This is a genomic window from Ancylobacter mangrovi (assembly GCF_024752335.1).
Lineage (GTDB): Bacteria > Pseudomonadota > Alphaproteobacteria > Rhizobiales > Xanthobacteraceae > Ancylobacter > Ancylobacter mangrovi.
Window position 1 is genome coordinate 32,148 of sequence record NZ_JANTHY010000006.1, and the last position, 12,347, is coordinate 44,494.

A 12,347-nucleotide genomic window follows, 5' to 3' on the forward strand; every position below is an offset into this window, starting at 1 on the left:
ATATGAACGCGCGCGCGCCCGAGATCGACGTCGCCAAGCTGACCGCCGACGAGGCGGCGAGCGAACATGCCCGGCTCGGCGCGGAGATCGCCGCGCACGACAAGCGCTACTACCAGGAAGACGCGCCCACCGTCTCCGACGCCGCCTATGACGCGCTGCGCCGGCGCTACGACGCGATCGAGGCCGAATATCCCGAGCTTCGGGGCATCGACAGCCTGTCGGAGAAGGTCGGCGCCGCGCCCTCGGCCAAATTCGCCAAGGTGCGCCACCGGGTGCCGATGCTCTCGCTCGGCAACGGCTTCTCGGACGAGGAGGTGGAGGAGTTCGTCGCCCGCGTGCGGCGCTTCCTCGGCCTCGCCGCCGGGGCCGACCTCGCCTTCACCGCCGAGCCGAAGATCGACGGCCTGTCCTGCTCGCTGCGCTATGAGGGCGGGCGGCTGGTGCAGGCGGCGACGCGCGGCGACGGCTTCGAGGGCGAGGACGTCACCAACAACGTCCGCACCATCGGCGAGATTCCCGACCGGCTGAAGGGCGACGACGTGCCCGCCACCTTCGAGGTGCGCGGCGAGGTCTATATGAGCCACGCCGATTTCGCGGCGCTGAACGAGCGCCAGCAGGCGGCCGGCAAGCCGACCTTCATGAACCCGCGCAACGCGGCGGCGGGCAGCCTGCGCCAGCTCGACGCGAAGATCACCGCCAGCCGCCCGCTGAAGTTCTTCGCCTATGCCTGGGGCGAGGTGAGCGCGGGCGGGCTGCCGGGCGATACCCAGTTCTGCGTGATCAAGGCCTTCGCCCGCTGGGGCCTGCCGACCAATCCGCTGACGGTGCTGTGCCATTCCGCCGAGCAGCTTCTCTCGCACTACCACCGGATCGAGGAACAGCGCGCCGCGCTCGGCTACGACATCGACGGCGTGGTCTACAAGGTCGACAGCCTCGCGCTGCAGGAGCGGCTCGGCTTCGTCTCGCGCTCGCCGCGCTGGGCGCTGGCGCACAAGTTCCCCGCCGAACGGGCGGTGACGCAGCTCGAGGGGATCGACATCCAGGTCGGGCGCACCGGCGCGCTCACCCCGGTCGCCAAGCTCACCCCGATCACGGTGGGCGGCGTCGTCGTCTCCAACGCCTCGCTGCACAATGAGGACTACATCCGCGGCATCGACAGCAATGGCGAGCCGATCCGCGGCACGGTCGACGGCGAGCCGGTGGATATCCGCATCGGCGACTGGGTGGTGATCCAGCGCGCCGGCGACGTGATCCCGCAGGTGGTCTCGGTCGAGCTGGAGCGCCGGCCGAAGGATGCCGCGCCCTTCGCCTTCCCCCATCTGTGCCCCGCCTGCGGCTCGCATGCCGTGCGCGAGGAGGGCGAATCAGTGCGCCGTTGCACCGGCGGGCTTATCTGCCCGGCGCAGGCGGTGGAGCGCATCCGCCATTTCGTCTCGCGCGACGCCTTCGACATAGAGGGGCTGGGCGAGAAGCAGGTGCAGGCCTTCTACGACTGGGGGCTGGTGCGCCAGCCGGCGGACATCTTCACGCTGGAGGCGCGCGATTCGGCGCCGGACGCGCTGACCCGGCTGAAGAACCGCGACGGCTGGGGCGAGACCTCGGCGCGGAACCTGTTCGCCGCCATCGCCGCGCGCCGGCAGGTGCCGGTGAACCGCTTCCTCTATGCGCTCGGCATCCGCCATGTCGGGGAGACCAACGCCAAGCGGCTGATGCGCCATTACGGGACCATCGAGGCGCTGCGCGAGGCCGCGCTCGCGGCGATCATGCCGGACCCGAAGGACAGCCCCGGCGAGCACCCCAAGGGCAACGAGGCCTGGCAGGAACTGGTCGCCACCGAGGGTATCGGCGCGGTGGTCGCCGAGGCGGTGGTCGACTTCTTCAAGGAGCCGAACAACGAGACCGCGCTCGATGCGCTGCTGGCCGAGGTGACGACCGAGCCGATGGAGCAGACCGCCACCGGCGGCGCCGTCGCCGGCAAGACGGTGGTGTTTACCGGCGCGCTGGAGCGCATGACCCGCGACGAGGCCAAGGCGATGGCGGAACGGCTCGGCGCCAAGGTGGCGGGTTCGGTCTCGAAGAAGACGGATTATGTGGTCGCCGGCGCGGATGCCGGCTCGAAGCTCGCCAAGGCGCGCGATCTCGGCGTCGCCGTGCTCACCGAGGACGAGTGGCTGGCGCTGGTGCAGGGCTGAGCGTCGCGCCGCTCTCTGCGCCGCACCCCGCCTCCGGGCGCAAAAAAGGCCGCCGCGAGGAGGACACGCGACGGCCTTCGCCTTCCCGAAAGGTCGGATCGGCCGGGTCGGACCCGGTCAGGCTTGACCCGTCAGGTTTGGCCCGGCCAGTTCCGACCCGGTCAGGTCGGGACCGCCCGGTCAGACCCGCCCGGTCAGCATCATCACGACCAGCACCACGAGCAGGATGGTAACGATGCCGCTGGGGCCATAACCCCAACTGCGGCTGTAACCCCAGCTCGGCAGCGCGCCGATCAGAATCAGAATGAGAATGACGAGAAGAATGGTGGTCATCCGACGCCTCCGTCTGCCCCGTTGTAACGATCGGAGTGGTAACGCGGCGTCCGAATGATCGTTCCATAGGCGCAGGCGAGAGCTTCCGGCGCGCTTCTCTTGCGCCGGCGTTCCCTATACAGCCCGGTGTCTTGGTGCGGATGGTCTCGCGCGGCCGGTTCTCTTGAGGCCGCCGCGCGGGCCGGTCAGTCCGCCAGCGGCGCGGTGGCGGCCTCCAGCCATGCCCGGGTGGGGCCGTCGACCAGCGGGCCGACCTTGGCGCGCACCCGCGCGTGATAGGCGTCGAGCCAGGCGGCTTCTTCCAGCGTGAGCAGGGCGCGCTCGACGACGCGCCGGTCGAACGGGGCGAGCGTCAGCGTCTCGAAGGCGAGCAGCGGCTTCTCCGCACCCTCGACCGTGGGCGCCTCGACCACGATCTCGAGGTTCTCCAGCCGGATGCCGAAGGCGCCGGTCTTGTAGTAGCCGGGCTCGTTGGAGAGCACCATGCCGCGCGCCAGCGCCACCGTGCCGAGCTTGGAGATACGCGCCGGGCCTTCATGGACCGACAGATAGGCGCCGACGCCATGGCCGGTGCCGTGGTCGAAGTCGACGCCCGCCGCCCACAGGAACTGGCGCGCGAAGGGATCGAGCTGGGCGCCGGAGGTCCCGGTCGGGAACACGGCGCGGGCGATGGCGATGTGGCCCTTCAGGACGCGGGTGAAGCGGTCGCGCATTTCCGCGCTCGGCTCGCCGACGATGATGGTGCGGGTGACGTCGGTGGTGCCGTCCTCGTACTGCGCGCCGGAATCGATCAGGAACAGCTCGCCGGCGCGGATCGGCCGGTTGGTCGCCTCGGTGACGCGGTAATGCACGATGGCGCCGTTGGCGCCGGCCCCGGCGATGGTGGGGAAGGACACGTCCTTGAGCGCGCCGGTCTCGCGGCGGAAGGTCTCGAGCGCGGCTACGGCGTCGATCTCGGTGAGCCCGCCCTTGGGCGCCTCGGCGTCGAACCAGGCGAGGAAGCGAGCCAGCGCGGCACCGTCGCGCAGATGCGCGGCGCACATGCCGGCGAGCTCGGCCGCGTTCTTCGCCGCTTGCATCAGCGCCACCGGGCTCGGCCCGGTCGAGACCCTGCCGCCGGCCGCCTCGATGCGCGCGGCGAACAGGGCGGGGGCGGTCGCCTGGTCGAGCCGGATCACCGCGCCGCCGGACGCGGCCTTGTCGATCGCCCGGTCGAGGAACACCGGCTCGATGATCTCGGCGTGATGGGCGAGCTCGTGGCGCGCGGTGTTGGAAAGCTTGCGCCCGTCGATGAACAGGCTGGCGCGGCCCTCGCGCGGGATGATGGCCCAGGAGAGCGGCAGCGGGGTGAAGGCGACGTCGCCGCCGCGGATGTTGAAGCTCCAGGCGACGGCGTGCGGGTCGGAAAGCACCAGTGCGTCGAGCTTCTCCTCGGCGAGCGCGGTGCGGATGCGGGCCAGCTTGTCCTCCGTGCTCTCGCCGGCTAGGGCGAGGTCGCGCAATTCCACCGGGGCGGTCGGGGCGGGGGGGCGATCCTCCCACACGGCATCGACGGGGTTGCCGTCGACCGCCACCAGCACCGCCTCGGCGGCGGTCGCCGCCCGCTCCAGCTTGTCGAGCCCGGCGACCGTCACCAGCCACGGGTCGTAGCCGAAGCGCGCGCCGGCGGGCAGGTGCTTCTCCAGCCAGCGCTCGGGCGACGTTTCGGCCAGCGGCACGACCTCGAAGGATTGAGTGTCGACCTGGTTCGCCGCCTGCAGCGTGTAGCGCCCGTCGACGACGATCGCCGCCTCCTCGCGCAGCACCAGTGCGACGCCGGCCGAGCCGGTGAAGCCGGTGAGCCAGGCCAGCCGCTCGTCGCAGGGGGCGACGTATTCGTTCTGGTGCGCATCGGCGCGCGGCACGATGAAGCCGTCGAGCCCGCGCCGCTCCAGCTCCGCGCGCAGCAGCGCGAGGCGCTCGGTACCGAGCGAGGGGGCGGCGGCGTCGGCGAAGGTCTGGAACCTGGCTTCGAACATGAATGGCGGTCCGTTGCGGCGTCAGGAGCGTTGGGCGATGCCGCGGCCGGCATCGAGAAGCGACTTGGCACCGAACGCGATGAACATCAACCCGACGAGGCGGGTGATGGCGGTGCCGTGGCGCAGGAAGAAGCGCCGCACCGGCGCCAGACCCGCCGCCCAGACCAGGATGATGTCGGCCAGCACGAAGCCGGCGAAGGCGGCGACGAGCAGGCGCGGCGCCGCGTCCCAGGACAGCCCGGCGGCGTAATGCGCGGTCAGCGCCGTGAACATGGCGACCGAGACCGGGTAGGCCTTCGGGTTGGTGAGGCCGAACAGCACGCCGGTCATCACCGGCCGGTTCGCGCCGATCGGCGCCGGAGCGCCGCCGCGCGACATCACCGCCTTGAAGCCGAGCCAGCACAGATAGAGGCCGCAGGCGATGCCGAGCAGGTCGAACAGCAGCGGGCCGAGCTGGTTGACGCCGATGATGGCGGCGAAGGCGAGCGCGGTCCAGAACAGGTCGCCCACAAGATGCCCGCCGACGAAGCGTGCCCCGGCCGCGCGGCCCTGGGTCGCGGCGAGCGAGAACAGGGCGAGGAAGGCCGGCCCGGGGGACAGCACGTAGAGCGCGCCCGCGAGGGCGGTCATGAGATAAAGACCATAGGACATGGAAAGGACCGGCTGGACTGGCTGGAGTGGATGGGTCAGCATCGGAGCGAACGGAGACCGCGTCAATCGCCTCGGCGCATGGGAGACTCCATGATCGCGGCCTTGCGTCTGCTGCTCCTCGTGGGCCTTTGGATACTTGCCGGTGCCGGCGCACCGGCGGCCTTCGCGCAGCCGGCCGATTCGCCCGCCGGGCCGGCGCCGATCCGCGTCGGCACCTTTCCCGACAACAAGCCGTGGGAGTTCCACGATCCTTCCGGCGCGCTGGTGGGGTTCGAGGTCGACACGATCGAGGCGATCGCCGGCGAGATGGGGCGTCAGGTGGTGTTCGTGCCGATGCCATTCCAGGAGCTGATGCCAGCGCTGGAGGCGGGGCGGATCGACGTCGCCATGTGCTCGATCACGCTGACCGCGGCGCGGCTGAAGACGTTCGATTCGACGCAGCCCTATTACGATACCTCGCAGGGCATCGTCGTGCTCAAGACCTCGCACATACGCGCGCTCACCGACCTGAAGGGCAAGATCGTCAGCGTCGAGCCGGGGACGACGAACGAGCAGTGGCTGACGCGGAACGCGCAGCACTACGGCTTCGGCCCCATCGTGCCGGTGCAAGGGCTCGACGCGGCGGTCGACATGCTGCACCGCCGGCAGGTGGACGCCTATTTCGGCGACCTGCCGGCGCTGCTCTACCGGCTGCTGAAGGCGCCGGACCTCGCCGTGGTGCAACGCCTGCCGACCGACGACCGCTACGGTATGCTGCTGGCGCGCCATTCGCCGCTGACCGCCCCGCTCGACGAGGCGCTGTCCGCGATCAAGAAGGACGGCACCATGGCGCGCATTCACGAGCGCTGGTTCGGCAGCCTGCCGCCGCCCGGCTCGCCGGTGGTTAAGGCGCTGCCGCGCCCCTGACCGGCGCAAAAAGGCGCCGCCCTCGCCAAACGGGCATGCCGGTGCCATTTTGTTCGCGCAGGAATCACGTGCATGACAGCGAGCGGGCCCTTGGCCGATCCACGTAAACAGCCGCCCGACAGCGCGGGCGGCGACGACTTCGACATTCCCTTCGACCTGCCGGCCGACACCTCCGCCCCTCGGCCGCGCCCGGGCGGCATTGCCGCGCGCGCCGCGGCGCTGGCCAATCCCGGCGGCCCCTCCTCACCCGGCGGGGCCTATCTCGACGGGCTGAACCCCGAACAGCGCGCGGCGGTGGAGGCCACCGAGGGCCCGGTGCTGGTGCTCGCCGGCGCGGGCACCGGCAAGACGCGGGTGCTGACCACGCGCATCGCCCACATCCTCTCCCTCGGGCGGGCCTGGCCCTCGCAGATCCTCGCCGTCACCTTCACCAACAAGGCCGCGCGCGAGATGAAGGAGCGCATCGGCGCCATGGTCGGCGAGCAGGTGGAAGGCATGCCGTGGCTCGGCACCTTCCACTCGATCGGCGTGCGCATGCTGCGTCGGCACGCCGAGCTGGTGGGGCTGAAGTCCGGCTTCACCATCCTCGACACGGACGACCAGATCCGCCTGCTGAAGCAGCTCCTGCAGGCCGAGAACATCGACGAGAAGCGCTGGCCCGCGCGGCTGCTGGCGAACACCATCGATGGCTGGAAGAATCGCGGCCTGTCGCCCCAGCAGGTGCCGGCCGGCGAGGGCGCGGCCTTCGCCAACGGGCGGGGGCAGAAGCTCTACACGGACTATCAGGCGCGGCTGAAGGCGCTGAACGCGGTGGATTTCGGCGACCTGCTGCTGGAGAGCATCCGGCTGCTGCGCGAGAATCCGGACGTTCTCGCCGACTATCACCGCCGCTTCCGCTACATCCTGGTGGACGAGTACCAGGACACCAATGTCGCGCAATATCTGTGGCTGCGCCTGCTGGCGCAGGGCTCGCACAATGTGTGCTGCGTGGGCGACGACGACCAGTCGATCTATGGCTGGCGCGGCGCGGAGGTGGACAACATCCTGCGCTTCGAGAGCGACTTTCCCGGCGCCAAGGTGATCCGGCTGGAGCGCAACTACCGCTCCACCGGCCATATTCTCGGCGCCGCCGCGCACCTCATCACCCACAATGAGGGCCGGCTCGGCAAGACGCTGTTCTCCGAGGGCGAGAGCGGCGAGAAGGTGACGGTGACCGGCGCCTGGGACAGCCAGGAGGAGGCGCGCGCGATCGGCGAGGAGATTGAGCAGCTCCAGCACCACAGCCACGCCCTGTCGCAGATCGCGATCCTGGTGCGCGCCTCGTTCCAGATGCGCGAATTTGAGGATCGCTTCGTCACGCTGGGCCTGAACTACCGCGTGATCGGCGGCCCGCGCTTCTACGAGCGCGCCGAGATCCGCGACGCGCTCGCCTATCTGCGCGTCATCGCCTCGCCGACCGACGACCTCGCCTTCGAGCGCATCGTCAACGTGCCCAGGCGCGGGCTCGGCGACGCCGCGCTGCGGCAGATCCACGAGCATGCGCGCGCCATGGGCCTGCCGCTGGTCGAGGCCGCGCGCCAGCTCGTCGGCTCCGAGGCGCTGAAGCCTAAGGTGCGGCTGACCCTGCGCGACCTCGTCGGCGCCTTCGACCGCTGGCGCGAGCAGATGGCGAACATGCCCCATCACGAGCTCGCCGAGATCGTGCTCGACGAGAGCGGCTACACCGAGATGTGGCAGAAGGACCGCTCGGCCGATGCCGCCGGCCGGCTGGAGAACCTGAAGGAGCTTGTGCGCTCCATGGAGCCGTTCGAGAACCTCGTCGGCTTCCTCGAGCACATCTCGCTGGTCATGGACGCGGAAGGCGCGGGCGGGGGCGACGCCGTCAACATCATGACGCTGCATTCCGCCAAGGGGCTCGAATTCGACACCGTCTTCCTGCCCGGCTGGGAGGAGGGCGTGTTCCCGAACCAGCGCGCGCTCGACGAACAGGGCCGCGCGGGGCTGGAGGAGGAGCGCCGCCTCGCCTATGTCGGCATCACCCGTGCGCGGCGCCGGGCCAAGGTGTTCTTCGCCTCCAACCGGCGCATCCACGGGCTGTGGCAGTCCAGCGTGCCGAGCCGGTTCCTCGACGAATTGTCCGAGAAGGACGTCGAGGTGACGGAATCGCGCGGCGGCTCGGGCTGGGGCGGCGGCCAGAGCGGGCGCTACGGCTACGGGCCGAGCCGTTTCGACGAGGCGCAGACCTTCGGCGGCTCGTCCTATTCCACGCCCGGCTGGCAGCGCGCGCAGAATGCGGGGCGCGGCGAATCCCATTCCGGCGGGAGCGGCGGACGGTTCAGCGATTCCGGTTTCTCGGACAACCGCCCCTCGCGCTATGCGGCGACCTCGGCGGCGCGCGGGCGGGTGATCGAGGGCGAGCTGATCGCGCGCTCCTCCGGCTCGCCCTCGGCCTTCAAGCGCGGCGACCGGGTGTTCCACCAGAAGTTCGGCTATGGCGAGGTGATGACGGTGGAGGGCAACAAGCTCACCGTCCAGTTCGACAAGGCCGGCGAGAAGAAGGTGGTGGACAGCTTCGTCCAGGCCGCGTGAGCGGCGCGGAGCGGTGAGGGCCGCGCGGGGGCCTGCCGGCAACGCAGCGCTGGCGTTCCGCCGCCACCTCGCCTAAGGAGCGCGCGTTTCACGCGCAGCGAGGACCGTCATGCTCGAAGGACTGCCGCCCAACGGGGCGACCCATGTGATGCGGGTCGAGGCGCCCGAGCACGAGGCGCGCCTCATCGCCGACCTGATCTCGGAGAGCTTCGACCCGGCCGAGGTCGCCACCTCCGCCTTCGAGGTCGAGGTGACGGCCGAGGGCTCGCCCTGGGCGGTCGAGGCCTATTTCGGCGAGGAGCCGGACGAGGAGGCGGTCCGCGAGCTGGTGGCTTTGATCTCGCCCGACCACGCTGCGGCGGCGGTGTTCTCGACGCTCGACAGGAAGGACTGGGTGAGCGCCTCGCTGGAGGGGCTGGCGCCGGTCGCGGTGGGGCGCTTCCTCGTGCATGGCTTCCATGACCGCGGCAATGTCGGCCCGAACCGCATCGGCATCGAGATCGAGGCGGCGCTCGCCTTTGGCACCGGCCATCACGGCACGACCAAGGGCTGCCTTGCCGCCATCGCGGCCTATGGCAAGAGGCGCCGTCCATTGAGGACACTCGACGTCGGTACCGGAACGGGGGTGCTGGCGATCGCCGCCGGGCGGCTGTTCCACGCTCCCGTGGTCGCCAGCGACATCGATCTTGTGGCGGTGACGACCGCGCGCGCCAATGCCCGCGCCAACCATGCGGCGCCGCATATCCGCTTCCTGCATGCACCGGGGCTCGACGCCGGGGCGTTCGAGCGCCTTGGCCCCTATGACCTGATCGTCGCCAACATCCTGCTGGCGCCGCTCAAGCGCATAGCAAAGCCGCTCGCGCGCCTGCTGGCGCCCGGGGGAAGGGTGGTGCTGTCGGGGCTTCTGCCCTCGCACGCGAACGCGGCGCTGGCCGCCTATCGCGCGCAGGGGCTGAGGCTGGTGCGCCGCCGCACCCTCGAAGGGTGGACGACGCTCGAGCTCGCGGCCGATGCGGGGCGCCCGAGGCGCGACCCGGACCGGCCGGGGTCAAGAGGCTGAGGTCAAAGGGCTGAGGTCAGCCGTTGCGCTCGACGCCGCGCAGGGCGGCGGCCATGCGGTCTTCATACCGGGCCATCTCGGCCTCGACATGCTTGGTCTGGGCCTCGATGACGCGCTGCAAAAAGCGCGCGAAGAAGCCGGGCTTGGCGGGAGTGGAAGCCAGCGTCGTCCGGGACGGGGCGGCGATGGCGAAAGAAGCGTGCGCCATGAGTTGTCTCCTTTCTGGAGCGGAAGTTTATGCTCCAGGAAGATAGACATTTCGCGCTGCACAAGAAGACGCACAACATCATGGCTGGCCTGCAAAATGTGCACTGCACAGCAGGCAGCCCGAAGCTTGCCGAAGACCGACCTTCCCGAGAGGCCACGCCTCAGGACAGGTGGATCGGCATGTTGACCGGGCGGCCGAGACCTTCCGGCATTGGCAGCGCCCGATGGGCCGCCTTCATCAGCGCGAGACGCTCCAGCATCTCGTCCGGGAAGGCGGAAACGCGGCGGCTCTCCGGCTCCATATGCTGGGCGATCTGCTCGCAGGTCGCCGCGGTCCAGCCCTCGCGGGCGTGGTGCAGCTCCTGGAACAGGTGCATGCGCTTGTCGTCATAGTTGATGAGGCGCAGCGTCACCCGGACTTCCTGGCCTGCGCGAAGATCGCGCAGGAAGCGCAGATGGGACTCGGTGGTGAAGAAGGAGGCACCGCTGAGGTCGATCGGGTGGGGGCCCAGACCGACGAGGAAGGCCGCCTCCTCGACCGCACGGTCGAAGAGCAGGCTGTAATAGGCTGGTTGCAGCCGCCCGTTGTAATCAACCCAGTTCGTCTCGACCGTCATGACGGACGAAACGAACGGAGCGAAAAACACGGGTTCGAAGTCGATCCCGTCCAACATGACATCATCCCGACAGCTGAGCGCGTAACCCGCGCTGCCTTATTGGCGAGCATTGTGCCGACTTTCCATGCAAGCGTCATCTGTTTTGATGGCGATTGGTTGACTGAAATTCAGCGATAGCGGGGTTTTGCGACGACTTTTACCGTTCGGCCCGCTCATGAACGGCTCGCCGCCGCGCGCGATAAGGTATATGCCTCCCTCGCATTGCGTGCAGGCGGATGGGATTGGCAGGAGACGGGCATGGTGGATCTGGTCGAGGAGCGCATGAGCGGCACGGCGGACGGCGCGGCGGCGCAGGCGGTAATCGCCAGTCTCTCCAGCCACTTCGGCGACCGGCTCTCGACCGGCCGGGCAATCCGCGAGCAGCACGCCAACACGATCACCTGGCTCGCCAACGAGGCGCCCGACGCCGTGGTGTTCGTGGAGAGCACCGAAGAGGTTCAAATTGTCGTGCGCGCGTGCGCGAAGCATGGCGTGCCGGTCATCGCCTTCGGCACCGGCTCCTCGCTCGAAGGCCAGATCAATGCGCCCAAGGGCGGCATCTCGATCGACCTGTCGCGCATGAACCGCGTCCTCGCGGTGCATCCCGAGGATCTCGACTGCGTGGTCGAGCCCGGCGTCACCCGCAAGCAGCTCAACGAGCATCTGCGCGACGTCGGCCTGTTCTTCCCGATCGATCCCGGCGCCGATGCCTCGCTGGGCGGCATGGCCTCCACCCGGGCCTCGGGCACCAATGCGGTACGCTACGGCACGATGAAGGACAACGTGATCGCGCTCACCGCGGTGCTCGCCAATGGCGAGGTCATCACCACCGCGCGGCGGGCCAAGAAGTCCTCCGCCGGCTACGACCTCACCCGGCTGTTCGTCGGTGCCGAGGGCACGCTCGGCATCATCACCAGCCTGACGCTGCGGCTTTCCGGCCTGCCGGAGGCGATCTCGGCGGGCGTGTGCGCCTTCCCGACCATCCGCGAGGCGTGCGACGCGGTGATCCTCACCATCCAGTCCGGCCTGCCGGTGGCGCGCATCGAGCTGCTGGACGAGGTGCAGGTGAAGGCCTGCAACGCCTACTCCAAGCTCGACCTCGCCGAGCAGCCGACCCTGTTCGTGGAGTTCCACGGCACCGAGGCGAGCGTGCACGAGCAGGCCGAGCGCTTCGGCGAGATCGCCGCCGAATATGGCGGGGGCGAGTTCACCTGGGCGACGCGCCCCGAGGATCGCTCGAAGCTGTGGCAGGCGCGGCACGACGCTTACTGGGCCTGCCTGCCGATGAAGCCGGGCGCCAAGGCGCTGGCGACCGACGTCTGCGTGCCGCTCTCGCGCCTTGCCGACTGTGTCGACGAGACCAAGCACGACATCGAGGAGATGGGCATGGTTGCGCCCATCGTCGGCCATGTCGGCGACGGCAATTTCCACACCGTGACGCTGGTCGACATGGAAGACCCGCACGACGTGGCGAAGTGCAAGGAGTTCATCGGCCGCATGGTCGAGCGCGCGCTCGCCATGGGTGGCACGGCGACCGGCGAGCACGGGGTCGGGCAGGGCAAGCGCAAATATATGGAGGCCGAGCACGGCACGGCGACGCTCGACGCGATGCGCGCCGTCAAGGCGGCGCTCGACCCGCAGAACATCATGAATCCCGGCAAGATCCTGCCCTGAGCCGGCCGTGGGGGCCCCGGCATGCGGGTTGGTGCGTGGCTTGCAGGCAGGTTGATTTCAC

At 69.7% G+C, this 12,347-nt stretch carries 10 protein-coding genes; 5 read left to right on the forward strand and 5 right to left on the reverse strand.

Translation table 11 applies throughout. From position 1 onward, the window contains the following. Nucleotides 1-2: 2 nt before the first annotated feature. A complete protein-coding gene (gene ligA, locus NVS83_RS15570) occupies nt 3-2,192 on the forward strand; it encodes an NAD-dependent DNA ligase LigA (protein WP_258740148.1) in 2,190 nt (729 codons plus the stop codon). 180 nt (nt 2,193-2,372) lie between these two features. Here ligA and NVS83_RS15575 read toward each other — a convergent pair whose 3' ends face one another. The 3 genes from NVS83_RS15575 to NVS83_RS15585 form a co-directional block, all read right to left on the reverse strand. Then, entirely contained in the window at nt 2,373-2,525 is a 153-nt protein-coding gene (locus NVS83_RS15575) for a DUF3309 family protein (protein ID WP_258734669.1), read from the reverse strand. Between the two features lie 185 nt (nt 2,526-2,710). Beyond that, nucleotides 2,711-4,543 (reverse strand): aminopeptidase P family protein, encoded by a 1,833-nt coding sequence (locus tag NVS83_RS15580; protein ID WP_258740149.1) that lies wholly within the window; start codon nt 4,541-4,543, stop codon nt 2,711-2,713. Between the two features lie 21 nt (nt 4,544-4,564). Further along, nucleotides 4,565-5,194 (reverse strand): LysE family translocator, encoded by a 630-nt coding sequence (locus NVS83_RS15585; RefSeq protein ID WP_258740150.1) that lies wholly within the window; start codon nt 5,192-5,194, stop codon nt 4,565-4,567. Nucleotides 5,195-5,284: 90 nt separating this feature from the next. Here NVS83_RS15585 and NVS83_RS15590 point away from each other — a divergent pair, with 90 nt between their 5' ends. The 3 genes from NVS83_RS15590 (at nt 5,285) to NVS83_RS15600 (ending at nt 9,749) form a co-directional block, all read left to right on the forward strand. Further along, complete coding sequence (locus NVS83_RS15590; protein ID WP_258740151.1) at nt 5,285-6,100, forward strand: ABC transporter substrate-binding protein; 816 nt, start codon at nt 5,285-5,287, stop codon at nt 6,098-6,100. 72 nt (nt 6,101-6,172) lie between these two features. Continuing rightward, nucleotides 6,173-8,689 carry an ATP-dependent helicase gene (locus tag NVS83_RS15595; RefSeq protein ID WP_258740153.1) on the forward strand — a complete coding sequence of 839 codons (2,517 nt, stop codon included), beginning with the start codon at nt 6,173-6,175 and terminating at the stop codon, nt 8,687-8,689. A 109-nt stretch (nt 8,690-8,798) separates the two neighbouring features. Beyond that, nucleotides 8,799-9,749 (forward strand): 50S ribosomal protein L11 methyltransferase, encoded by a 951-nt coding sequence (locus NVS83_RS15600; RefSeq protein ID WP_258740154.1) that lies wholly within the window; start codon nt 8,799-8,801, stop codon nt 9,747-9,749. A gap of 16 nt (nt 9,750-9,765) precedes the next feature. On the opposite strand, the gene NVS83_RS15605 is transcribed toward NVS83_RS15600, so the two are convergent. Together NVS83_RS15605 and NVS83_RS15610 are read right to left on the reverse strand one after the other, a co-directional pair. Further along, nucleotides 9,766-9,957 carry a hypothetical protein gene (locus tag NVS83_RS15605; RefSeq protein ID WP_258734675.1) on the reverse strand — a complete coding sequence of 64 codons (192 nt, stop codon included), beginning with the start codon at nt 9,955-9,957 and terminating at the stop codon, nt 9,766-9,768. A 160-nt stretch (nt 9,958-10,117) separates the two neighbouring features. Then, nucleotides 10,118-10,630 (reverse strand): thioesterase family protein, encoded by a 513-nt coding sequence (locus tag NVS83_RS15610; RefSeq protein ID WP_258740155.1) that lies wholly within the window; start codon nt 10,628-10,630, stop codon nt 10,118-10,120. 240 nt (nt 10,631-10,870) lie between these two features. Here NVS83_RS15610 and NVS83_RS15615 point away from each other — a divergent pair, with 240 nt between their 5' ends. Then, a complete protein-coding gene (locus tag NVS83_RS15615; protein ID WP_258740156.1) occupies nt 10,871-12,286 on the forward strand; it encodes an FAD-binding oxidoreductase in 1,416 nt (471 codons plus the stop codon). Nucleotides 12,287-12,347: the final 61 nt, after the last annotated feature.